Annotated in this window: 21 protein-coding genes; 5 read left to right on the plus strand and 16 right to left on the minus strand. The window is 44.9% G+C overall.

Translation table 11 applies throughout. The annotated features are described in order from the left end of the window. The 5 genes from acnD to N646_RS03435 form a co-directional block, all read right to left on the minus strand. On the minus strand, window positions 1–2,592 hold the full coding sequence (acnD, locus tag N646_RS03415; protein ID WP_017633775.1) for a Fe/S-dependent 2-methylisocitrate dehydratase AcnD: 2,592 nt from the start codon (window positions 2,590–2,592) through the stop codon (window positions 1–3). A 156-nt stretch (window positions 2,593–2,748) separates the two neighbouring features. After that, window positions 2,749–3,891 (minus strand): bifunctional 2-methylcitrate synthase/citrate synthase, encoded by a 1,143-nt coding sequence (gene prpC, locus N646_RS03420; protein WP_005377283.1) that lies wholly within the window; start codon window positions 3,889–3,891, stop codon window positions 2,749–2,751. Window positions 3,892–4,023: 132 nt separating this feature from the next. After that, window positions 4,024–4,920 (minus strand): methylisocitrate lyase, encoded by an 897-nt coding sequence (prpB, locus tag N646_RS03425; protein ID WP_005377281.1) that lies wholly within the window; start codon window positions 4,918–4,920, stop codon window positions 4,024–4,026. Window positions 4,921–4,932: 12 nt separating this feature from the next. Beyond that, window positions 4,933–5,646 carry a GntR family transcriptional regulator gene (locus N646_RS03430; RefSeq protein ID WP_005377279.1) on the minus strand — a complete coding sequence of 238 codons (714 nt, stop codon included), beginning with the start codon at window positions 5,644–5,646 and terminating at the stop codon, window positions 4,933–4,935. A 264-nt stretch (window positions 5,647–5,910) separates the two neighbouring features. Continuing rightward, window positions 5,911–6,309 carry a GFA family protein gene (locus tag N646_RS03435; RefSeq protein ID WP_017821694.1) on the minus strand — a complete coding sequence of 133 codons (399 nt, stop codon included), beginning with the start codon at window positions 6,307–6,309 and terminating at the stop codon, window positions 5,911–5,913. A 266-nt stretch (window positions 6,310–6,575) separates the two neighbouring features. Here N646_RS03435 and N646_RS03440 point away from each other — a divergent pair, with 266 nt between their 5' ends. The 5 genes from N646_RS03440 to N646_RS03460 all read left to right on the plus strand — a co-directional run bounded on the left by N646_RS03440 (window position 6,576) and on the right by N646_RS03460 (window position 11,473). Further along, the gene (locus tag N646_RS03440) at window positions 6,576–7,547 is read left to right on the plus strand and encodes a tripartite tricarboxylate transporter substrate binding protein (RefSeq protein WP_005388181.1); all 972 of its coding nucleotides are present in this window, start codon (window positions 6,576–6,578) and stop codon (window positions 7,545–7,547) included. Window positions 7,548–7,785: 238 nt separating this feature from the next. Continuing rightward, a complete protein-coding gene (locus tag N646_RS03445) occupies window positions 7,786–8,280 on the plus strand; it encodes a tripartite tricarboxylate transporter TctB family protein (RefSeq protein ID WP_017821695.1) in 495 nt (164 codons plus the stop codon). A 19-nt stretch (window positions 8,281–8,299) separates the two neighbouring features. Next, the gene (locus N646_RS03450) at window positions 8,300–9,826 is read left to right on the plus strand and encodes a tripartite tricarboxylate transporter permease (protein WP_017821696.1); all 1,527 of its coding nucleotides are present in this window, start codon (window positions 8,300–8,302) and stop codon (window positions 9,824–9,826) included. A gap of 279 nt (window positions 9,827–10,105) precedes the next feature. Beyond that, window positions 10,106–10,621, plus strand: a complete 516-nt coding sequence (locus N646_RS03455) for a P-loop NTPase family protein (protein WP_017633773.1) — start codon at window positions 10,106–10,108, stop codon at window positions 10,619–10,621. A gap of 81 nt (window positions 10,622–10,702) precedes the next feature. Then, a complete protein-coding gene (locus tag N646_RS03460; protein ID WP_017821697.1) occupies window positions 10,703–11,473 on the plus strand; it encodes a sulfite exporter TauE/SafE family protein in 771 nt (256 codons plus the stop codon). 293 nt (window positions 11,474–11,766) lie between these two features. Here N646_RS03460 and N646_RS03465 read toward each other — a convergent pair whose 3' ends face one another. The 11 genes from N646_RS03465 to vscY all read right to left on the minus strand — a co-directional run bounded on the left by N646_RS03465 (window position 11,767) and on the right by vscY (window position 22,094). Next, window positions 11,767–12,738: a TAXI family TRAP transporter solute-binding subunit gene (locus N646_RS03465; RefSeq protein WP_017821698.1), complete on the minus strand. Its 972-nt coding sequence runs from the start codon at window positions 12,736–12,738 to the stop codon at window positions 11,767–11,769. A 259-nt stretch (window positions 12,739–12,997) separates the two neighbouring features. Then, window positions 12,998–13,363 (minus strand): hypothetical protein, encoded by a 366-nt coding sequence (locus N646_RS03470; protein WP_017821699.1) that lies wholly within the window; start codon window positions 13,361–13,363, stop codon window positions 12,998–13,000. A 364-nt stretch (window positions 13,364–13,727) separates the two neighbouring features. Further along, window positions 13,728–14,162, minus strand: a complete 435-nt coding sequence (gene tnpA / locus N646_RS03475) for an IS200/IS605 family transposase (RefSeq protein ID WP_017633711.1) — start codon at window positions 14,160–14,162, stop codon at window positions 13,728–13,730. A gap of 168 nt (window positions 14,163–14,330) precedes the next feature. Further along, window positions 14,331–15,335 (minus strand): type III secretion system translocon subunit VopD, encoded by a 1,005-nt coding sequence (vopD, locus tag N646_RS03480; RefSeq protein ID WP_017821326.1) that lies wholly within the window; start codon window positions 15,333–15,335, stop codon window positions 14,331–14,333. A gap of 10 nt (window positions 15,336–15,345) precedes the next feature. Continuing rightward, window positions 15,346–16,545 carry a type III secretion system translocon subunit VopB gene (gene vopB, locus N646_RS03485; RefSeq protein ID WP_017634540.1) on the minus strand — a complete coding sequence of 400 codons (1,200 nt, stop codon included), beginning with the start codon at window positions 16,543–16,545 and terminating at the stop codon, window positions 15,346–15,348. A 7-nt stretch (window positions 16,546–16,552) separates the two neighbouring features. After that, window positions 16,553–17,038, minus strand: a complete 486-nt coding sequence (gene vcrH / locus N646_RS03490; protein WP_005377258.1) for a SycD/LcrH family type III secretion system chaperone VcrH — start codon at window positions 17,036–17,038, stop codon at window positions 16,553–16,555. Between the two features lie 12 nt (window positions 17,039–17,050). After that, window positions 17,051–18,874, minus strand: a complete 1,824-nt coding sequence (locus tag N646_RS03495; RefSeq protein WP_021707754.1) for a virulence-associated V antigen — start codon at window positions 18,872–18,874, stop codon at window positions 17,051–17,053. A gap of 10 nt (window positions 18,875–18,884) precedes the next feature. After that, entirely contained in the window at window positions 18,885–19,169 is a 285-nt protein-coding gene (locus tag N646_RS03500; RefSeq protein WP_005395092.1) for an LcrG family type III secretion system chaperone, read from the minus strand. 60 nt (window positions 19,170–19,229) lie between these two features. Continuing rightward, on the minus strand, window positions 19,230–19,643 hold the full coding sequence (locus tag N646_RS03505) for an LcrR family type III secretion system chaperone (RefSeq protein WP_017821328.1): 414 nt from the start codon (window positions 19,641–19,643) through the stop codon (window positions 19,230–19,232). Then, window positions 19,643–21,769, minus strand: coding sequence for a SctV family type III secretion system export apparatus subunit VcrD (gene vcrD, locus N646_RS03510; protein ID WP_086013006.1), 2,127 nt, complete (start codon window positions 21,767–21,769; stop codon window positions 19,643–19,645). Before vcrD ends, N646_RS03505 begins: the two co-directional genes overlap by 1 nt. Beyond that, window positions 21,753–22,094: a type III secretion system chaperone VscY gene (gene vscY, locus N646_RS03515; protein ID WP_005377248.1), complete on the minus strand. Its 342-nt coding sequence runs from the start codon at window positions 22,092–22,094 to the stop codon at window positions 21,753–21,755. Before vscY ends, vcrD begins: the two co-directional genes overlap by 17 nt. Window positions 22,095–22,098: the final 4 nt, after the last annotated feature.

The following is a 22,098-nucleotide window of genomic DNA, read 5'->3' on the forward strand; positions in this document are numbered from 1 at the left end:
TTATTGTGCCAAGAAATCTTGCGCGAAACGCTGCAAAACACCGCCTGCGTTGTACACGTGAACTTCGTCAGCGGTATCTAAGCGACAAGTAACCGGAACATCGACTTTATCGCCGTTGCTGCGTGTGATAACCAGCGCTAAATCAGCGCCCGGCTTGATTTCTCCAACCACGTCGTAAAGTTCCGTACCATCCAGCTCTAGCGTATTGCGATTAACGCCTGACTTAAATTGCAGTGGTAGTACGCCCATGCCAACCAAGTTAGTACGGTGAATACGCTCAAAACCTTCAGCAACAATGGCTTCTACGCCTGCCAGTCGAACGCCTTTTGCTGCCCAGTCACGGGATGACCCCTGACCGTAATCCGCGCCAGCCACCACGATCAATGGTTGTTTACGATTCATGTAGGTTTCAATCGCTTCCCACATACGAACCACCTGCCCTTCTGGCTCTACACGCGCCAGAGATCCCTGCACGACTTCGCCGTTTTCCTTCACCATTTCATTGAACAACTTTGGGTTAGCGAAGGTCGCGCGTTGCGCCGTTAGGTGGTCACCACGGTGAGTCGCGTAAGAGTTGAAATCTTCTTCTGGCACACCCATTTTCGCTAAGTATTCACCTGCTGCGCTGCTTGCGAGAATCGCGTTGGATGGTGATAAGTGATCAGTGGTGATGTTGTCGCCCAGAATCGCCAATGGACGCATGCCAGACAATGTTCTTTCTCCCGCTAGCGCACCTTCCCAGTACGGTGGTCGGCGGATATAGGTACTCATCGGACGCCAGTCGTACAGCGGGTTGGGATTTTGCTCTTGATCATTCAGCTTAAACATCTGAATGTAAACTTGCTTAAACTGCTCAGGTTTAACATGAGTACCGACAACTGCATCGATCTCTTCATCGCTTGGCCACAAATCATTGAGATAAATTGGTTTGCCGTTTTGGTCCGTGCCCAATGCATCGCGCTCGATATCAAAACGAATCGTACCCGCTAGCGCATAAGCGACAACCAATGGTGGTGAAGCCAAAAAAGCTTGTTTGGCGTACGGATGGATTCGACCATCAAAGTTACGGTTACCAGAAAGCACCGCTGTCGCATATAAATCACGGTCGATGATCTCTTGTTGGATTTTTGGATCCAGCGCACCACTCATACCGTTACAAGTTGTACATGCGTAACCAACAATGCCAAAGCCAAGCTTCTCTAGCTCTGGTAATAAGCCCGCTTCTTCCAGATACAAGCGTGCAACTTTAGAACCCGGAGCAAAAGACGATTTCACCCAAGGTTTACGTACAAGACCAAGTTCGTTGGCTTTCTTCGCCACAAGGCCAGCAGCAACCACGTTTCTTGGGTTACTAGTATTCGTACATGAGGTAATAGCAGCGATGATCACTGCACCATCTGGCAACTCGCCTTCTTTCTCTTCCCACGCTCCAGAAATGCCGCGCTGTGCCAACTCAGAAGTTGGTAAACGACGATGAGGGTTTGACGGACCAGCCAAGTTACGGCTAACTGATGATAAATCGAACTCAAGTACGCGCTCGTAAACGGCGCTATCAAGATCGTCTGCCCAAAGACCGGTTTGTTTTGCGTAATTTTCTACTAGAGCAACTTGTTCTTCATCTCGACCAGTTAGTTTCAAGTAATTGATGGTCTGCTCATCAATATAAAACATGCCAGCTGTTGCGCCGTATTCTGGTGTCATGTTTGAAATCGTTGCGCGGTCTCCGATCGTTAGATCACGTGCGCCTTCTCCGAAGAATTCAAGATATGAAGATACCACACGCTCATTACGCAGAAACTCAGTAATCGCGAGGACAATATCCGTTGCGGTAATGCCCGGTTGACGTTTACCCGTCAGTTTGACACCGACAATATCTGGTAGACGCATCATTGATGGTCGGCCAAGCATGACGGTTTCTGCTTCCAGACCACCGACACCTATCGCAATAACACCAAGAGCGTCTACGTGAGGCGTGTGACTGTCCGTACCCACACAGGTGTCAGGGTAGGCAATGCCCTGCTTTGCTTGTACCACAGGAGACATTTTTTCCAAGTTGATCTGGTGCATGATGCCATTCCCAGCTGGAATCACGCTGACGTTTTCAAACGCTGTTTTACACCACTCGATAAAGTGAAATCGGTCTTCATTACGGCGCTCTTCAATCGCGCGGTTTTTGTCGAAGGCATCAGGGTCAAAGCCCGCATGTTCAACCGCTAAAGAGTGGTCAACGATCAATTGTGTCTCAACCACTGGGTTCACTTTTGCAGGATCGCCGCCCTGATCTGAAATGGCATCGCGTAGACCCGCTAAATCGACTAGAGCGGTCTGACCAAGAATGTCATGACAAACAACGCGTGCTGGATACCAAGGAAAATCAAGATCGCGTTTGCGTTCAATTAACTGTTTCAGGCTATCTGTCAATGTGTTCGGGTCACAGCGACGGACCAGTTGCTCAGCTAGCACGCGAGAGGTATAAGGGAGTGTTTCATAGGCTCCAGGAGAAATGGCATTGACGGCTTCGCGTGCATCAAAATAATCCAGTTGAGTTCCCGGAAGCGGCTTACGATATTGGGTATTAATATTTGTGTTCATGGTTTGCTTCCATTCAGTCTTTACATCTTGCCTTCATCAAGGTTTTCCATTGCTCCAGAAACACAGTGATGAGAGGATCTCCTTCCTCTGTTAGAGAGAATGACAAAGGAAGGAGGTGGTCAACCAAAGCATATAATGCCCTCGTTGACCTTCGCGCTAGCGATTCTCGATAGGCACCCATTCTTGATGATCTGGGCCCGTATAATCGGCACTTGGGCGAATAATACGGTTATTGGCACGCTGTTCATAAACGTGTGCAGCCCAGCCCGTTAAACGACTCATCACAAAGATTGGGGTAAATAGTTTGGTTGGAATGTCCATGAAGTGGTAAGCCGATGCATGGAAGAAGTCCGCATTACAGAACAGACCTTTCTCTCGCTTCATCACTGATTCAACACGCTCAGAAACCGCATATAGATGAGTATCACCAACTTGTTTCGATAGCTCTTTGGACCATCGTTTTATTAAGGCGTTGCGAGGGTCACTTTCACGATAAATCGCGTGACCGAAGCCCATGATCTTGTCTTTATTGGCTAGCATTTTCATGATGTTCGCTTCCGCCTCGTCGGGCGTTTGCCAATCTTCAATCATTTCCATCGCCGCTTCGTTCGCACCGCCGTGAAGTGGCCCACGAAGCGTACCGATTGCCGCCGTGATACAAGAATGAATGTCTGACAACGTTGATGCACAAACGCGTGCTGCGAATGTAGAAGCATTAAACTCATGTTCAGCATAAAGAATAAGCGAGCAATGCATCACTTGTTTGTGCAGCGCAGATGGCGCTTTGTCTGTAAGTAATCGCAAGAAGTAACCACCGATGCAATCTTCAGTCTGATCCTCGGTGTTGATACGCACGCCATCATGACTAAAGCGGTACCAGTAACAGATGATGGCAGGGAACAAGGCTAGCATACGTTCGGTTGCTTTCAGTTGCTCCTCGAAGCTCATTTCCTGCTCTAGGTTACCCAATACAGAACAACCCGTGCGCATCACGTCCATTGGGTGTGCGCTTGCAGGAATCAACTCTAAAGCTTGTTTTAGCTCGGCTGGCAAACCTCTAAGGCTGAGTAGGTGTGTCTTGTACGCATCAAGTTCTTGTTGATTCGGCAAGTGACCGCGTAACAGAAGGTGAGCCACTTCTTCAAACTGTGCGTTGTTCGCAAGATCAGTAATATCGTATCCACGATAAGTTAAACCAGTTCCCGTTTTTCCGACAGTACATAAAGCTGTGCTTCCTGCGCTTTGACCACGAAGGCCTGCGCCACCTAATTCTGCTTTCTTTTCTGCAGTTTGAGACATTGTTTGAACTCCTTTTCTGTCTGACTTTTCCCTCTCTGGGGTGTTTTTAGCCAAACGAATTTCACGTTATTAGATGAGATAAATTCCGATTATCTTTTTCTTGGGCTTCCGTTTATTTTTGCTTTTCCCCCGCTATTTCCCTTCAGAGAATAACTGGTCAAGTTTGTCTTCATAGTCGTGGTAATTCAGGTGCTGATACAACTCTTTACGTGTTTGCATCGAATCAACCAGTGCTTCCTGATTACCCACTTCTAGCAAATGTTTGTAGACCGTTTCAGCAGCTTTGTTCATGGCACGGAACGCACTTAACGGATAAAGCACCATGTCCACTTGTGCTTTCGCTAGCTCATCGCAGCCATACAGCGGTGTCGCGCCAAATTCTGTAATATTCGCCAGAATAGGAACGTGCTTTCCGGTCGCTTGCTCAAGCGCATTTGAAAACTGAAGGTACTGGTCCAGCTTGTTCATCGCTTCTGGGAAGATCATGTCTGCGCCAGCTTCCACACACGCAATCGCGCGCTCGATTGCGCTGTCCATGCCTTCAACAGCTAGCGCATCAGTACGAGCCATAATCACGAAACTTTCATCATTGCGTGCATCAACCGCGGCTTTTACACGATCAACCATCTCTTGCTGGCTGACTATTGCTTTGTTCGGACGATGACCACAACGTTTCTGTGCGACTTGGTCTTCCATGTGCACCGCTGCCGCGCCCGCTTTTTCCATCGCTTTGATCGTGCGAGCAATGTTAAATGCACCGCCAAAGCCCGTGTCGATATCAACCAAAAGAGGCAAATCACATGCGTTAGTAATACGGTCAACATCAACCAAAACGTCGTTTAATGTTGTGATACCGAGATCCGGCAATCCGTATGACGCATTTGCGATACCGCCACCAGACAAGTAAATCGCTTGGTGACCCAAGTTTTTTGCCATCATGGCGCAATACGGGTTTATAGTGCCGACAATTTGTAGTGGATTATTTTGTTCAATGGCGAGTCTGAATTTCGCTCCCGGTGTTAAGCTCATGACGAATTCCTTCTAGTCTTTGTCTAAACTTTCTGTATGTATAATTTGAGATTGGATGAGCTTTCGACTTCCTGATATGTGTCTTCTCATCAACATTTCTGCAAGCTCTTCATCGCGATTGCGAATGGCTTCCAAAATGAATTTGTGTTCGGTGAGCGCCTCATTCGGGCGAGATTGCGCACGTGGCGACTGGTAACGATACATCCGTAATAAGTGATAGAGTTCATCACACAGCAGAGATATTAACTTACTGTTTCTGCTCGCTTGGATGATGCGATAGTGAAAATCAAAGTCACCATGTTGATGGAAGTAAGACGCGCCTTCCATTTGGTCTATATGCTTGGAATGTGTCGACAATAGCATTTCCAAGCTTAAGAGCTCTTCTTGCGTAATGTGTCGCGCAGCTAACCTTGCCGCCATGCCTTCCAATGCTTCTCGAACGGCATAAAGTTCTATCAGCTTTTCCGGAGAAAAAGTGGTCACTCTAGCCCCAACATGAGGAATTCGCTCGATGAGCCCTAGCCCCTCTAAGCGCATCAATGCTTCACGCAAAGGCCCACGACTGACTTGATATTTCTTTGCTAGCTCAGGCTCTGATATCTTATGGCCAGGCTTCACGTCGCCATTAACAATGACTTCAATGAGTGTTTCGGTCAGCGTTTCGGATTTGGTGTGTTCTTTCTCAGAACCCAGCACTTTATAACGAGCTTTCAACTCAGAGTTCATATTCAGATACTCTTGTTACCGACATCGAAATGTCTACAATTTCTTAACCTGAATATAAAGTAGTCGATCAAAGTGTCGACAATCAAGTAAATTGTCGACAATTTAGACTAAGGTCGTAATTTAAATGGGCCTAAAATGCCTATTAAGTGCCATTTTTAGCAGAAATAAAGAATGGGGAACTCATATTGTCGACAACTTATAAACCTTTAAGCTTATGATCTAAAAACTAAAAGCTCAGTTGTCGAACAATAATCGGATAAAAAACTATTCTTTAGGTGCAAATTGATCAAATACTTGTTGCGAAGTCATCTTTTGTGAAGCGGAATTGAGGTCATAATAAGCTGGCTTTTCATCGGTAAAAATCTCTAAAGTGAGTTTGAAATCTGGGTTATCGAACAAACCAGCGGAAAGAATGTACTCACCTGTCGGCAACAAATGGTAGAAAAGGTTTGTGCCACACTCACCGCAAAACCCCCTCACAGCCCAGTCTGACGACTGATAACGTTTAGGTTCGCCACCTTTAAACGTCACGTTAGGCCCACAATGCACCGCATGAAGTGCGCCACTCGACCATTTTCGACACATAGAGCAATGGCACAGGCTAACCTCATTTTTAACCTCAGCGATGACTTCAATTGCGCCGCACAAACACGTCCCTTTCATTCTCTTTTCCTCGTTCATTTTCCGTCATTTTATTATGGCCTACCAAAGCGTAAAGCCGCGTGACCTAACACCAACTTCTCGCCGTGAACTTTATGAACAAAATAACCGAAATGCTCAATATTCTCTTTATATCTCTTTTACAGACAGATATTTAACACTTAATTAACCTTTACACCAAGTTCAGCTTTAACGCTTACAAGGCATGACAACTGAGCAAAAACAATAAGGCTCAACTAAATAGAGTCGCTAACATAAGGAACGTGAACATGTTAAAGGTACTCAAACCAACGCTCGCCGCTTCAATCATCGCAGCTTCATTTTCATTCAACGCTCTTGCTGCAGATATTGAAAAAATGCACTTTCTTATCCCTGGAGGTGCCGGTGGCGGTTGGGACATGACCGCCCGAGGTACTGGTGATGTATTAATAAAGTCGGACATCGTTGAAACCGTATCATTTCAAAACCTATCTGGTGGTGGCGGTGGCAAAGCAATCGCACATTTGATTGAAACGGCTGATCGTCAAGAAGATACACTCATGGTGAACTCAACACCGATCGTCGTTCGCTCGCTCAGTGGGATCTTCCCACAATCTTTCCGCGACTTGACTCCTGTTGCCGCAACGGTTGCCGATTATGGCGCCATTGTTACATCAGCCGATTCTCCTTACAGCTCTTGGGAAGATGTCGTTAAAGCTTTTAAAGAAAACCCTCGTAAAGTGAAGGTTGCTGGTGGCTCTGCTCGTGGTTCTATGGATCATTTGGTTATAGCAGCGGCTTTCAAAGGTGAAGGTTTTGATGCGCGCAAAGTTCGTTACATTGCCTATGATGCAGGTGGAAAAGCCATGGCTGCCCTACTTTCAGGCGAAACACAACTGCTCTCTACAGGGTTAGGTGAAGTACTCGAAATGTCTAAGTCTGGGCAAGTGAAAGTGTTAGCGATTACAGCACCAAAACGTTTAGAAGCTGCGCCTAACATTCCAACTCTCACCGAATATGGTAATGAAACTGTCTTTGCTAACTGGCGTGGATTCTTTGCAGCACCAGGCACAAGCCAAGAAAAGCTAGATGAATGGAATGCCGCATTTACTAAAATGTATAACACCGACGAATGGCAAGTCGTTCGAGACCGCAATGGTTGGATCGACAACTATAAAGCGGATAAAGCATTCTTCGCGTTTCTTGAAGATCAAGAGCAACAGATGGGTGACTTAATGCGCGAGTTAGGCTTCCTGAAGTAACAATCGAATTGGGGTCCCTCAGATACCAACCTCAATGAATAACGTAGGTTGGTATTTCCCCATTGTATTTGCACTCTAAGTTTCACCGCATATGGACATTGTCGACAATCGGCATGCACACTCCTTTGTTTATATACCCAAAGCGGCTCGACTAGCAGCGAAATGCTTAATTGTTAATGGTTTAGTTTATTCATTGACGTCCATATGCGGTCTTTTTTACTTTTGTTAGGAGTTGAATATGTCTCGTTCAACCAACTTTTTCACCAAAGAATATTTGCTCTGTCGTGACCGTGTCGGCGCAACGATCTTTCTACTCTTCTGTCTTTGCTACGGTTATCAAACCTCGCAGATTCCATTGTTTCCAGGTGATGAGTATGAACCATTCACCGCACGTACTCTGCCAACCATCTTGACTTACGTTGGTGTCGGCCTTTCTTTGCTATTGCTGGTGACAGGACAACCAGATAAACAAAGTGGCGCAGTGCTGACCTTCAATTGGAAGTTACTGATTGCCTTTTTAATTTTAATGGCGCTCTACGGCGTGGGCCTGACTTACTTAGGTTTTGTGATAGCTACTGCCTTCTTTTTATTGGCTGGCTTTTATCTGCTCGGGGAAAGACGTAAACCCGTTCTGTTTGGCGCGTCGTTTCCATTCGTGATCGCGTTCTACTTATTACTCACTCAAGGTTTGGACATCTATCTCGAACCGGGTTTGATTTTCACCATCTGGTAGTCAAAGAAAGGACTGAATTATGTTAGATGGAATTCTACAAGGTTTATCCACCGCAGTAATGCCAATGAACATTATGATGGTGATCGTTGGTTGCTTCGTCGGTACATTTATCGGCATGTTACCTGGACTTGGGCCGATCTCAGCCATTGCTTTGATGATCCCAATTACTTATGGCCTAGAGCCCTCCTCTGGCCTTATTTTAATGGCGGGTGTTTATTACGGTGCGGTATTTGGTGGTTCTACATCGTCGATTTTAATTAACGCGCCGGGTTGTTCTTCAACCGTGGTCACAGCATTCGACGGCTACCCAATGGCTCAAAAAGGCCAGGCAGGTAAAGCATTAGCTTTGGCAGCTTATTCATCTTTCACTGGCGGTACGCTATCTGCCATTATGTTGCTTGTTGCCGCACCAGCATTGGCTAGCGTCTCCCTTAGCTTCCAATCGTCGGACTATTTTGCGTTGATGCTACTTGGGTTATCAGCAGTCGCGGCTTTTGCGGGGAAAGGTCAGGTAATCAAAGCGTGGATGATGACCATTCTTGGTTTGATGCTATCTACAGTTGGTATCGATAAAGGCGTAGGCGTTGAACGCTTTACCTTCGGTTTAAGGGATTTAATGGATGGCTTTAGCTTCTTGTTGCTTGCAATGGCGACATTCGCACTGGGTGAAACATTGATGGGCATTCTTAAACCATCAAAAGACACCAGCGATGAAGAACAAGAAAAGCTGAGCAACATTGGCTCAATGAAAGTGACCAAGGAAGAAATCAAAGATGTTGCGCCTGTTTCAATTCGCTCTTCAATATTAGGTTTCTTCACTGGCGTTCTTCCTGGCGCAGGGGCAACCATTGCTGCTTTTTTAAGCTATGGTATGGAGCGCAACCTCGCACCTAAAGAGAAAAAGGATGAGTTCGGTAAAGGCAGTATCCGTGGCTTGGTTGCGCCAGAGTCAGCAAACAACGCAGCGTCTAGTGGTTCATTTGTTCCACTGCTAACGCTTGGTATTCCGGGTTCTGGTACAACAGCAATAATGCTCGGCGCTCTGATCGCTTATGGTATTCAACCTGGCCCTCGCCTGTTTGTTGAACACCCAGATGTGTTCTGGTCAGTGATCATTTCCATGTACTTCGGCAACATCGTACTTGTGATCCTGAACTTACCGTTGATTCCGTACATTTCAAAGCTTTTGGCGGTTCCAAGAACGGTGCTTCTACCGATGATTTTATTCTTCTCAATCACCGGGGTTTATTTGGTCTCTTTTAACACTATGGATGTGTTCGTGATGCTGATTGTGGCTATGGCTGCCATTGCACTTCGGCTCGCTAACTTCCCGCTCGCACCTTTATTGCTGGGCTTCATCCTTGGAGGATTAATGGAAGAGAACTTACGCCGCGCATTAATGATTTCAGATGGAGAACTGAGTTTCCTATGGGAGCGTCCTATTACCCTTACCTTTACTGTTTTAGCTGTATTGGTATTGGCAAGTCCACTAATCGTAAAGCTGATTCAAAAGTTTAAAGCACAGCCAGTCAGCGTTGAGCAGTAATCGCTGTCTCTTTCAACCTAGATAAAGCCATCCATCGTGATGGCTTTATCTTCCCCCTTCCAAATCGTTCACTTGTTGTACAGATGGTATTGACAAATCACTGTCGTTATATGAAGGTGATTGTATGAACACACACTTAGCGCAACTTAACCAACGAATTATCATCATTCCATAGGAATGGTGGGATTTTTTGATGCGCTCAGTATTTATCGAACCCACCCATAGCGGTGGGTTTTCTGTCTCTACCGTATGGGAAAAGCTCTCTTGGAGGCGGTCACAATGCAAAAAATAGCAGTTTTTGGTAAACCCGGCAGTGGAAAATCGACGGTAAGTAAAGTAATCGCGTCGGCTACCGGTCTTCCTCTTCATCAATTAGATTCAATAGTCTATAAACCAAACGGTGATCCCGTTGAGCGTAGCGTTTTTGATGAAGCTCATAGCAATATACTAAGCTCAGATCGTTGGATTATAGATGGCCTTGGACCGATCAGCTCTTTCAACGCTCGTTTAGATGCAGCCGATACTCTCATTTATATTGATCTACCATACTCAGTAAGCTATTGGTTTGTGACGAAACGTCTCCTTAAAGGACTATTCATTAAACCTGAAGGATGGCCTGATGGTAGTTCGGTACTGAAAGGAACGTTACAAAGCTACAAAGTTCTTCAGCAATGCCCCGCATTCTGGAATGATGACTTTATGTCTCGCCTCGAGGGGTACTCTCAAACTAAAGCCGTTCATGTCATCAAAAACGTTACAGAACTGAACAATTTTGTTTTAGAGCGGGTAAAGTAAACCTCATATCAGAACATTAGAGCATGTAGGTTAGATCATCTGAAGCTCTAACAATGAAAAAGAACATAACAAGGATTGTTTATGCTTTTAGAACTCTCACTTTTATTCATTGCTGGCGTAATTGGTGGGATCATTAACTCCATAGCGGGAGGCGGAAGCTTTATTACTTTTCCGGCTCTATTGGCAGTTGGTGTTCCTCCTATTATGGCTAACGCAACAAACACATATGCTTCATGTGCGGGTTACATTAGTGGAGCCGTCGGGTTCAGAGAAGAGATCATGAAGAACAAGCATGAACTGCTGTTCACAGTCTCATTCAGTTTAGTCGGCGGCGCTGTCGGAGCATATCTGTTGCTCAACACGCCAGAATCGCTATTTATGGAAGCCATCCCTTGGTTACTCTTATTTTCCACCGTGCTTTTTCTCACCGGTTCTCGTTTAACAATGCTAATCAAAACTGTCGCGAAAGAGCACAAACATGCTGGCATACTCGGAGCAATCGCGTTGGGTTTACTACTTGTTGGTGTCTCTGCTTACGGTGGTTTTTTCAACGCAGGTTTAGGGGTTATTGTTCTGAGTTATCTGGTAGTAGCCGGTCACCAAGACATTAATTTAATGAACGGTTTGAAATTGCTCGTATCTACGTGTGTTTCACTCATTGCTATCGTGATTTTTGTTGCCAATGGCTCCATTGATTGGCACACAGGTAGTGTTGTTTTGGTCGGTACGTTGGTAGGTGGGTATCTTGCAGCTCGTGTATCTCGTCAACTGAATCCCAATCATGTTAAAGGGTTTGTTGCTCTTTCTTCTATTCTCATCACTATCTACTTTTTCATTGATGTTTATGTTTAAGCAAAACTTGTACAAGTGGATAACACTCCTACAAAAACACCAGCGCGAAAGATTAATGCAGATAGCTTAACGATTTTTTGTGTCACTCCAGCGAGGTTAGGAATCTAATAGCACTACACTGAGCGGCTAATGAAACCATTTTGATCACAAAGTGCTCGGATAGAAGATCCTGTATCACGCTCCTTCGTCGCTGTACAGGATGACGAGAAATAGAAATATGCCACTCGCGGTTAAACGAGTGGCATTGATCGAGAAAGATGGCGTTTTACATCAATAATAAGAGAAAGTAACGCTTACTTAATCAGCCCTACTTCTTTGTAGTATTTGAGCGCACCTGGGTGAAGAGGCGCAGATAAACCGTCTTTTACCATTTCCTCTTTCTTCAAGTTTGCAAACGCTGGGTGGAGACGGCGGAAATCATCGAAGTTTTCAAATACCGCTTTAACCACGTTATAAACCACATCTTCTGGTACAGCAGTAGAGGAAACAAACGTCGCGCCCACACCAAAGGTTTGAACATCACTATCTGTGCCACGATACATACCACCTGGGACATTTGCGACACGATAGAAGCTGTTGTTTGCAACCAGTTTTTCTACATTAGGTCCAGCTACCGTTACGATATTACTATCACACGACGTAGTGGCTTCTTTAATCGCTCCACTTGGGTGACCAACGGTATAAATCATCGCATCAATTTTGTTATCACAAAGTGCTTTTGATTGCTCTGCTGCTTTTAACTCAGAGACAAGCTTAAAGTCGTCGTTACTCCAACCATACTGGTTCATTAGTACTTCCATAGTACCTCGCTGACCAGAACCAGGATTACCAATGTTAACGCGCTTACCTTTCAAATCATCAAAAGTTTTGATGTTCGCGTCTTTACGTGCAACGACAGTAAACGGTTCTGGATGAACGGAGAATACGGCGCGTAGCTCTTTAAAAGGCCCGCTTTCTTCAAACTTACTGGTTCCTTTGTAAGCATGATACTGCCAGTCTGATTGCGCGATACCGAGGTCCAATTCACCAGCACGAATAGTGTTGATGTTATAAATCGATCCCCCAGTACTTTCTACCGAACAACGGATACCGTGATCTTCTCGCGATTTGTTAACCAAGCGACAAATAGCGCCACCAGTCGGATAATAAACCCCTGTTACGCCACCGGTACCAATCGTGACAAACGTTTCCTCCGCAGACGCAGAAAAGCCTGTTGTGAGTGCCGCCAAAGAAGCCGCAAGTGCGATTTGCTTAAACTTAAACATTGAACATCCCTTTTACTTGTGTTGATGACCGTTTAAGTATAGCAACCGTTAACAATTTGATAACGTTTGAGTTCTCATCCTTGGCGGTTAGCTTAGTAATCACCATTTTATTGGCATATTCTGCCGTTATATAATGGCTCTATATAAGCGTAAACCGTATAGTCTAGAAAATTAAATCTTTAGACTGATATGTCCATTCTAAATTATCTATTAAATAGAAATACTCAGGTCAAATTACTATAATCTTGTTAAATAACCTTTATTCTATATAAATATGATGAGTTATAACTCCAGCCAGAAGACATGATGTACTTGAAATAAATAATACGAATGAGAGAACAAACAATCGTTGAATATGAATTGGAACCTTATCCCTCTTCTCTAACATTTTATATCGTTTCGCATGAAAAGTGCTCAGAAAAACAGTTCCATATTGTAGTACTCCGTGACCTGATAAGAATATATTCAGAGTGTAGTATCGAACTCCATTATCAAGAGCATCTTCAAGATACTTCAACCACTTAGATTTCAAATAAATAACAAACAAAAACCAAGCAAATATACCTAAAATTCCAACCGTAGTCAGATAAATCACTAAATCTGATGCTAAACTGATATCTTCCATCTTCGACTACTTATTAAGTTGAGTTTTATATAATTCTGTTCCCAAATACTCACCAGTCGAACTACCATATTTTGTTATTGAGTATCTAATTACACCCTTCACTACAAAAAATTCTTAAACACACTTTTTGTGAATAATAATGGCACTTTAACTTAATTTTACGCAACAAGGCTACTATGAAGTTGTTAGCTTTGAGCTGAGTTCAACAAAAACAGTAACTTTTATGCAATGTAACTCACTACGTTATATTGCTTTACAAACAAATCACCCAGTAAATATCCGTATCTAGTTTAGATAGCTGAAGTAAATTACCACCTTCTAAAGAAGGTGGCTTTGTGTGAGCCCCCTAAAAGGGGGCCTTTGTTTAGTCCAGCGCCAATTGCTGCTGCTCTACTCGCTCTTGCTTCTCTTGATGTCTTACATATCGGCGTATTATTTCTTCATTGATTCCAACACTATCGACAAAATAGCCTCTTTGCCAAAAGTGATTACCCCAAAGCCTGTTCTTCCTAAGGTGAGGAAACTTGCTAAATAGCTTTAAGGCTATTTTGCCTTTCAATACCCCCATCAACTTGGATATCGAAAGCTTTGGTGGGACCTTTACAACTAAATGTACGTGGTCAACTTGTACGTTTAGCTCTACGACTTCACATCCAAGTTGATTACAGTAAACATAAATACATCGATAAACTTCTTTACCTATATTGTTCTTCAAGATCCTAAATCGATACTTTGGCGTCCACACTATATGGTATTGACAACGCCAAAATACGTGGGAAGCTTGATTGTATCTACTCATGTTATTTGTCCTCTTTGACTTCTGGAAAAATCAAAGACGCATTTAGCATGAGTAGTTTTACAGGCAAAGCCGAAACGGATGATAACCACCTACTGAAGTAGGTGGTTTAGGGCTGAAAATAAAAAAAGCGTTGTATAAACAACGCTTTGTAGTTAGTGAAACGGATGGTTACACCGTTGGGACTGACGCTCGCCACGCTTGGTTCTGGCTATCTGAGATAGATCGGAACAAGTCACGTAGCTCTTTCAATAAACCTTCTTGGAAACCAATGTTTTCATCGGCTTTCTGTTTGGCTGCTTGTGCGCGAGTCGCTTGTACTTCATCATCTTTGCTGCGCGCTTGCGCTTTGGTTTGCTCTACATTCGATGCTGAGTTTGCCATCTGGCCCAAAGCTTGAAGAATCGCGTTCTTCGCTTGGTTTGAGCTCATCAACTTATCGAACTTACGGCCACCACTTGTCAGCTGCGCTGTCGTGTCTGCGATATTGTCTTTCGCTAGTGAGTGCGCACGCTTAACCTGATCTTGCTGAGTTTTAGACAAGCTATTGTTATTTAATAACTCTTCTGCTTGATCGAAGCCAGCTTTTTGCGTTTTCAGTACATTATTGCTCGCCATTTCATTCTTGATTTCTTTCCCTGCTTTGAAAGAACCAAGGGCACCAATAATTGCGGTAGCACCCGCTAATACACCCGAAACGACTGCCATCGCGATCATTGCGCTTGCCGAATTGTTTAGCTCTGCCGCTTGGCTTTCTAAACTCGCGACGTTTGCTTCAACAGCAATTTCACGTTGTAGCACTTGCTGCTCACGGCTCAGCTTTGATACTTGATACAACAATGTTAATAGCGTCAACGATTGTGATACCGCATCTGATGGTGACTTGATCACCTCCTCACCGTTAAGTGCTTTCATCGTTGTGCTCACTAATGAGCTCACCGTCGGCGCAAGAGCGCTCATTAGGTTTGCAACAACTTGAGCTTGATTACTCACTGTAGGAGCTTTAGGTGTCTCTAACTGGTAGCGTGCTGCACCAGAAACACCTGACTCACTTTGGCTTTTAACGGCGCCCGCTTCAAGCTTTGTTTCCGGCGCTTTTTCTGCTTTGTTGGTTTTAATGGTATCGCCTAAACCGTATAGTTCACCACGACCCGTTCCGCCTACTTTATCTAGCATAATAAACTCCTTATACCGTTGCAGGACGGCTTAACACCGTTTGCATAGTTTCACTTTTCGCTTGAATCATTTGCATGATGAGGCTCATCAACTCTTGGAAGTCTTCCATCAACTTACCAATCTCTTCTTTGAGCTTATCAATGACAGCCTGGCTTAACGTCATTTTGGCTCGAAGGTCTGTGATATCAGCCTGAATCTCTGTCACGTGAGCATTGTTAGCAGCGTGGACACTGTCCGTTGCGCCTTTACCCACATTGACGGCAAGATCGACGGTTTCTGCGCCATAACGAATCGCTTTCGCTGTTGTTGTCGCAGCTTTTGTGCCCATATCCGCCACTTTCGCCATGTTTGCAGCGGCTTTCGTAGCGATTTCTGTGACCTTTTGAGCTACCTTACCAGCACCTTTTGCTGCAAGTTTCGCGATACCGCCAGCTGCTGCACCACCAAACGTCACAACAGCTCCAATAACCGCGACGGCGATTTCTAATGCCATTACGACTTTGTTTAGCACATCGACATTTATGCCCGCTTCTTTTAGCGCATCTTGAACGGCTGGCTCTTGCAGCGCCATGCTCACTGCTCCCATAACGCCACCAGCGATCATAAGTGCACCGGCTGCTGCACCAACACCCGTTGCCACCATTACGGCACCAACAACAATAGAAACCACCGCACTGATCCAACCAAAGATCTTCGCTGCTAAGCCTGATTTTTGGGCTTCTTTTGCAGCGGCTTCCGATTCTTTGATTTTGTCTTGGTTTTCCACCATCTCTTTTTCGTGCTTAGCTTTTGCGACCTTCACTTCCTGAATTTTCAGCTCGTTTTGAGCACTTTTCAGTTTATCCGTGATAGCAGCAAGCTCTACTTCAAAATCATCAGCAGATCCTGCGATGATTTTGACGGCAATCGAACCTGTTTGGTCTGCAACTGCATGGAGAGATTTTGCAATGGTATCGACGATCTTTTGCAGCTGTGCCATGGCTTTTAGCGTCAAATCATTCACTTTGTCACTAACAGCTGCGTTAGGTGCATCTAACTGAACTTTTACTTTTCCGGTGTTCAGTACATCTGCATCTTTACTCTTCACGTTTTCTACCGTCACAGAAGGCGTCGCTGTAGGCGCCGTTTTCTGCACGTTATCTAACGTGGCTTGGCCAGATTCAGGGCTATAAACCTGTGTCTGGATGCGGTCAAGTGCAATAGAACTCATAGTCTAATTACTCCTTTTTATTTCTCACCGCTTCTAACATGATGCCTGCACGCTCATGCAAATCTGCATATTGTGATTTTCCGGCAGACATCTCCTTCGCGCTGTAAAACCCACTCTCTGCTTCTGTCAGTTGTTCCAGTTTCAGGTGACATTCAGCAGAGTGAAAAGGTGGGCGTGGATCATTTACGTCCACTAGCGCTGCGTAGCTGTAGGCGTCTATTGCCTGCAGATACTCACCCAACTCCTGACGAGCCGCGCCAAGGCCAATGAAAAATCGCGCCTGATAATGATCAAGCATGCTGAGTAATTGAAATACTTTCGCTGCTTGCTCAATCTTTCCCGATTGGAAAAAGTTGTAACCTACGGCATAAATGTGTTCGATGGTGTCCTGAGACACATCGTGCAACATTTTTAGCGTGCCTCCCTCTTCCAGAAAAGACAGCAGCTCTTCTGCTTGCATTTGGGATGGATCGGTCGCGTTTGTTTTAGTCATGGTTGGTTATCCTTAAATGGCTCGTAGGATTTCTTGTAAAATACTGTGGTACTTCTGAACAAACTTGTTCATCGCTTCAACGGTCGAGTTGTATTGAGAACTGGTGTCGTTCAGCTCAGTGGTTTTGATTTGCACTTCATCGTTAAGCAACTTGGATTTAGCACTGACAGAACTAGAAAAATTAGACAGTTTTTTCGACTTCTCTTCGTCTTGGTACGACGCACCATCACCGATAGTAATACCTTGTGTTTGAAGGAAGTCTCGATGGTTTGTTATCTTATTATCCGTCAAATACTTGTACTCAGGTGAAGCTTCAAAATCCGTTTGATTGCTGTAGTTAAAGTCACTCGCTTTGAAGTTACTTTCTGGATATCCCGGTTTATAAACCCCATCAACACTTTGCGTAGAGTGAATTTTTGATTGCACAACACCAAAAACTTTAAGCTGTATTGTGAGATCCTCTAATGCCTCTTTCTGGTCATTACGTTTCTCTAAACGGTTAACACGACGCTCATTTAGTGCAAGCAGCACTTGCTCATCAAAACGGTCTCCAATGCTGGACTCAACAACGGCCAACAAATCACGAGCCGTTAGAGAGTGCTCTGCTCTCACCTCGCGATCCGCTTTCTCTTTATCGGTGATATTGAGTAGACGCTCTTTCAATGCCCCTAAGTTCTTGCGCAATGCCTCGTATCGCTCAGTAAATGAAGCCCCGGTAGATTCACCTTTTACTATTTTTTCAAACTGTAATCGGATATCTCGTTCGGTGTTTTCTTTGATCAAATTAACTTGAGCTGCCGTTATCTGTGTCTTTTGGACATCGGCTATCGCGCTGTCCTGGTAAAAGTCGTCGATTTCTATATTTGTTAAACTCACCGCGAAGTTGGCGAACAGACTAGAAAGGGTCAAAGGCTCAGTTCCACCAATGACAGTATTAAGTGCTGCTTTTAGATTGTTCGTTCCACTCGCCTCACCATAAGCTGCGCTATATTGGCCTTTCACTTGAGCGGCCATTTCATCTAACGCTTCTTTAAGCTGCTGTTTAGAAATACCAGGAGTCCAGGTAATTCTGCTAGCTAGCGCACTTGCGTCATCGGTGCTTAAAGTAATACCGATGCCTTGAAAACTACTTTTTAATTGAGCTGAGACTTGAAGAGCGAAACTCTCTTTAGTCAACAGAAAATCCGAGCTCTTCAGTTGCGCGAGATTAACGGAACCTAAGCTACTAAAGGCATTGCGAAGAAAAGAAATAGAAGCATCTCTCACTTCACGGGAGCCCATTTGATTAGCAAGCTCTGCAACAAAAAGAGAAATTTCTTTGGTGGCATTAGCCAGACCTGTCTCGGAGAGGTTGGCGATCTGCTCCGCTTGGTTACTCTGAGTGCCCAGATTAAATTGACTAACAAACTCAGTAGATAACGAGCTATCTACGTTTTCCGTCAGTAACTTACTAAACCAAGACTGAAACTGATTTGATAGCGTTTGGTTTGTTTGAGCATTAAACTCGGCTGCGGTTAATTCGCCATCTGAGTTAGCACTTTGTAGCGACTTTAGCCAAACAGATGCGGTGTCGGTCAATGATATACCAGCAAACGCGTTATTTTTCGCTTTTAGGTTTTCAAGCGTATCAACATAAAGCGCGATGCTTTGTAATTCCGTTTGTCCCGAGATAGTTGGCAATGAAGAGATTATCGAGGCAAGTTGCTGAGTCTCTGCTTCACCCAGTACAGGGGTAAATGCCTCTATCAAGTTTTGTTGGAAAGTGGGTAATGGTGCACTACTCGCAGCTGTGTCTGTTGCTCCTGTCGTAGAGCCAGTCGTTTTCATATTCGTCATTTCCAAACCTCTAAATCATCATGCCGCGCATCACTGTGGGACGCTTTCTGCGTTTACCTGACGTACCTTGTAGCTGATTTTGTTGTTGCCGGCGGCGTTGGACTTCGTCTATTAGCTCTTGCTCTGCACGTTTCATGGTATCTACTGGTGCTTTTATGCCGCCAAGTAAAACATCACCCGCAACAGGACCAACACCTAAGCCTTCCAATAGCTCGTTAAAAATATCGGTTCTGTCTTCAGCTTTTCTAATGGCAAGCTCAGCGTTCTCAATCGCATCGGTAAACGGTTGCTTCATCTTGATTCCTATCTTAAAGCGGGTCATCTCATCGGTGCTGTCAGTAACAGTCGTGAGTTTTTACTTTTTCAACTTTTTCAAAGGTCTATAATCTGCTAGACGTAAACAGTACCAGTCGTCTAGCTCATCATGGCTTGCACCGCATGCTTTTAGATAGAATTGTGCCAATCGCTGGCTGTTCATGTTGCTACCACGTAACACATCGACGTTGCCGCGAATGACCCAATCGGAGGGATAAAGTTGAATGGCATGTTCAGCCAAGAGAAATAAGCCGGCAAAGGGGTTACTCAACCCCAATTTTGGACGAACGCGTTTCAGAAGAACGATGATGATTTCACCGTCCTCCACCCGAAAAACGAGCTCTAAGCCTTCAACTTCAATTCGATAACCAAGTTGAATTTCACTTTGTTGCCAAAAGTATGGCGTCACTTCGATCCCCGCTTGCGCCAGCGAGAGTATTAGTTTTGTTTTCATTACATCCCCACCCTTCCAAGTGGCTGAATATTGATTTGCTGGGTTAGTTCTTGAAATGACAAAACGGGCAGATCGTAGTATTCCGATTCAATAAGCTTTCGCACATATCGGCGTACATCCATAGACACAACTAGCACAGGTTTATTCGGCATGCGGCTTAAGTCACCAATGGTCTGTTTCACATCACTGACAAATTGTTGCGTTACTGACGGGTCTAACGCCAAGTAACTCCCTGCTGAGGTTTGACGAATACCGCTGCGTATTGTGTCTTCGAGATTTTGATCCAATAAGTAAGCGGGCAACATGTTTTGTCCGCTTGCGTATTTGTAGCAAATGTAACGTTTTAAGCTGGAACGAATGTACTCCGTCAGCTGTACAACATCTTTCTCTTTTTGGCCCCACTCAACCATCGCTTCCAAGATCACGCGAAGGTTTCGGATAGAAATGTCTTCAGAAACCAAGCGTTGCAAGATTTCCGTCATTTTTTGCAACGGAACAATACGCTGGGCCTCTTTGACTAGCTCCGAATAACTGCCTTCCATCTGCTCCAACAGATAACGCGTCTCCTGAATACCAATAAAGTCTTGTGCGTACTCCTTGAGAACATGAGACAAGTGGTACGTTAAAATCCTGTCGGGTGTGAGAAAACCGACATGACTGGCTACGAGTTTTTGCTCATAACTCTGTGCCACCCAAATGCTAGAAATACCAGGTAGAAAATCTTCATCTTGCTCATAAGGCACGCCTAATAAATCGATCTGTTCATTCCCTTCTGTCACCAAGAGTTGATCTTTAACAATTCGTCCTCGTGCAACCGGGACTTCTTGTAACTGAATTAAGTACTCGCCATTTTGCATCCCCTCGTTAAAGCGCAGGTGGATGCCTGGGAAAGGCACGCCTAGGTCGAGATATAGTGCGCGTCTAACCCTTGCTAGCTCTTCATTTAATGCGACCGCTTCCAAGCTTTCCTGAAGGCTCGCGTCAAGATCAATCAACAGCGGGACCGTCATGGCGAACTCTTCTTGCTCACCTAACTTACCTTTGCTGTTTCTAGAAGGCGTGGGTTTGCTTGGCTTCGCCGCTGGCGAACCGGCCCCTTGCGAAACAAAGCTTGATAAGTCGGTGCTATCTGATTCCGCTTGTTTTTTCTGTTGATAGAAAAGGAAGAAACCACCACCACCAACCACGGCGGCCAAGACCAGAAAAGTGATTTTTGGAAACCCAGGAATGAGTGCGAACAGCACCAAAAGCACACCACCAATAAGAAGCGCACGTGGCTGAGCAATGACCTGTCCACCAATGTCCGACCCAAGATCAGAAGAGTCTTCATGAGAAACACGCGTCACGATAATACCGGCGGTAATCGCGATAAAGAGTGCCGGGATCTGCGACACCAAACCATCGCCAACGGTCAAAATCGCAAATAACTCAAGTGCTTCAGAAGCACTCATGCCTTTTTGCGTTACCCCGATCGTGACGCCACCTAAGATGTTGACCACAATGATGACCAGACCCGCAATGGAGTCGCCTTTAACGAACTTCATCGCGCCATCCATCGAGCCATACATTTGGCTTTCTTTTTCAATCAGTGATCGTCGGTGCCTAGCTTCGTGTACGTCAATTACTCCAGCACGCATGTCACCGTCAATACTCATCTGCTTACCAGGCATCGCATCGAGTGAGAAGCGCGCACTAACTTCTGCTACCCTTTCTGAGCCTTTGGTGATCACCATAAACTGAACAATGGTAATGATCAGGAACACAACAATACCGACCACTAAGTTACCGCCCACAACGAAGTTACCGAATGTATAAACGATTTGACCAGCATCGCCTTGTAGCAAGATCAAGCGGGTTGTCGTGATAGATAAAGACAGACGAAACAATGTCGTGATCAATAGCACCGCAGGAAATGCAGAGAACTCAAGTGGCGTGGTGATGTAAATCGCTAACATAAGCAGCACCACCGCAATGCTCATGTTGGTGCCAATCAGCACATCCACCAGTGCGGTAGGAAGTGGCAATATCATCATAAAGACGATCGCGAGTAACATCACCGCAAGCATGATGTCTTTGCGTTGCCCTACTTTGTTTAGAATATCGATCAACTTATTCATGTGATTCACTATTTAAAGATTGCAGATAGCGTCGGTGCGCTTGACGGGCGCCATCGACGTCATTTTGTTTCCAACGCGCTTGGCTTAAACAAAACCAGAGTCCTGCCGAGTCAGGATGAAGGTCGGATTTTAATAAGTGCTCACACACCTCAATCGCCCGGGTATATCGACCACTTTGTAAACACGCCACAGCAAGTGTTTGCATCGCCTCTTTGTGCTGCGGTTCTATTTCTAGAACCGCATCGAGAATAGAAATGGCATGCTCTGGCTTTTGGTATTGAACTTGTAGCGCAGCGTGAACAAGTAAGAGTTCAATGTCTTTGGATCTCAACATGTTG

Source organism: Vibrio alginolyticus NBRC 15630 = ATCC 17749 (assembly GCF_000354175.2).
Classification (GTDB): Bacteria; Pseudomonadota; Gammaproteobacteria; order Enterobacterales; family Vibrionaceae; genus Vibrio; species Vibrio alginolyticus.

Coding starts and splice junctions, on each gene's coding strand:
- acnD (WP_017633775.1), bottom strand. CDS start 2,592: ATGAACACAAATATTAATACCCAATATCGTAAGCCGCTTCCGGGAACT.
- prpC (WP_005377283.1), bottom strand. CDS start 3,891: ATGTCTCAAACTGCAGAAAAGAAAGCAGAATTAGGTGGCGCAGGCCTT.
- prpB (WP_005377281.1), bottom strand. CDS start 4,920: ATGAGCTTAACACCGGGAGCGAAATTCAGACTCGCCATTGAACAAAAT.
- N646_RS03430 (WP_005377279.1), bottom strand. CDS start 5,646: ATGAACTCTGAGTTGAAAGCTCGTTATAAAGTGCTGGGTTCTGAGAAA.
- N646_RS03435 (WP_017821694.1), bottom strand. CDS start 6,309: ATGAAAGGGACGTGTTTGTGCGGCGCAATTGAAGTCATCGCTGAGGTT.
- N646_RS03440 (WP_005388181.1), top strand. CDS start 6,576: ATGTTAAAGGTACTCAAACCAACGCTCGCCGCTTCAATCATCGCAGCT.
- N646_RS03445 (WP_017821695.1), top strand. CDS start 7,786: ATGTCTCGTTCAACCAACTTTTTCACCAAAGAATATTTGCTCTGTCGT.
- N646_RS03450 (WP_017821696.1), top strand. CDS start 8,300: ATGTTAGATGGAATTCTACAAGGTTTATCCACCGCAGTAATGCCAATG.
- N646_RS03455 (WP_017633773.1), top strand. CDS start 10,106: ATGCAAAAAATAGCAGTTTTTGGTAAACCCGGCAGTGGAAAATCGACG.
- N646_RS03460 (WP_017821697.1), top strand. CDS start 10,703: ATGCTTTTAGAACTCTCACTTTTATTCATTGCTGGCGTAATTGGTGGG.
- N646_RS03465 (WP_017821698.1), bottom strand. CDS start 12,738: ATGTTTAAGTTTAAGCAAATCGCACTTGCGGCTTCTTTGGCGGCACTC.
- N646_RS03470 (WP_017821699.1), bottom strand. CDS start 13,363: ATGGAAGATATCAGTTTAGCATCAGATTTAGTGATTTATCTGACTACG.
- tnpA (WP_017633711.1), bottom strand. CDS start 14,162: ATGAGTAGATACAATCAAGCTTCCCACGTATTTTGGCGTTGTCAATAC.
- vopD (WP_017821326.1), bottom strand. CDS start 15,335: ATGCTAGATAAAGTAGGCGGAACGGGTCGTGGTGAACTATACGGTTTA.
- vopB (WP_017634540.1), bottom strand. CDS start 16,545: ATGAGTTCTATTGCACTTGACCGCATCCAGACACAGGTTTATAGCCCT.
- vcrH (WP_005377258.1), bottom strand. CDS start 17,038: ATGACTAAAACAAACGCGACCGATCCATCCCAAATGCAAGCAGAAGAG.
- N646_RS03495 (WP_021707754.1), bottom strand. CDS start 18,874: ATGACGAATATGAAAACGACTGGCTCTACGACAGGAGCAACAGACACA.
- N646_RS03500 (WP_005395092.1), bottom strand. CDS start 19,169: ATGAAGCAACCGTTTACCGATGCGATTGAGAACGCTGAGCTTGCCATT.
- N646_RS03505 (WP_017821328.1), bottom strand. CDS start 19,643: ATGAAAACAAAACTAATACTCTCGCTGGCGCAAGCGGGGATCGAAGTG.
- vscY (WP_005377248.1), bottom strand. CDS start 22,094: ATGTTGAGATCCAAAGACATTGAACTCTTACTTGTTCACGCTGCGCTA.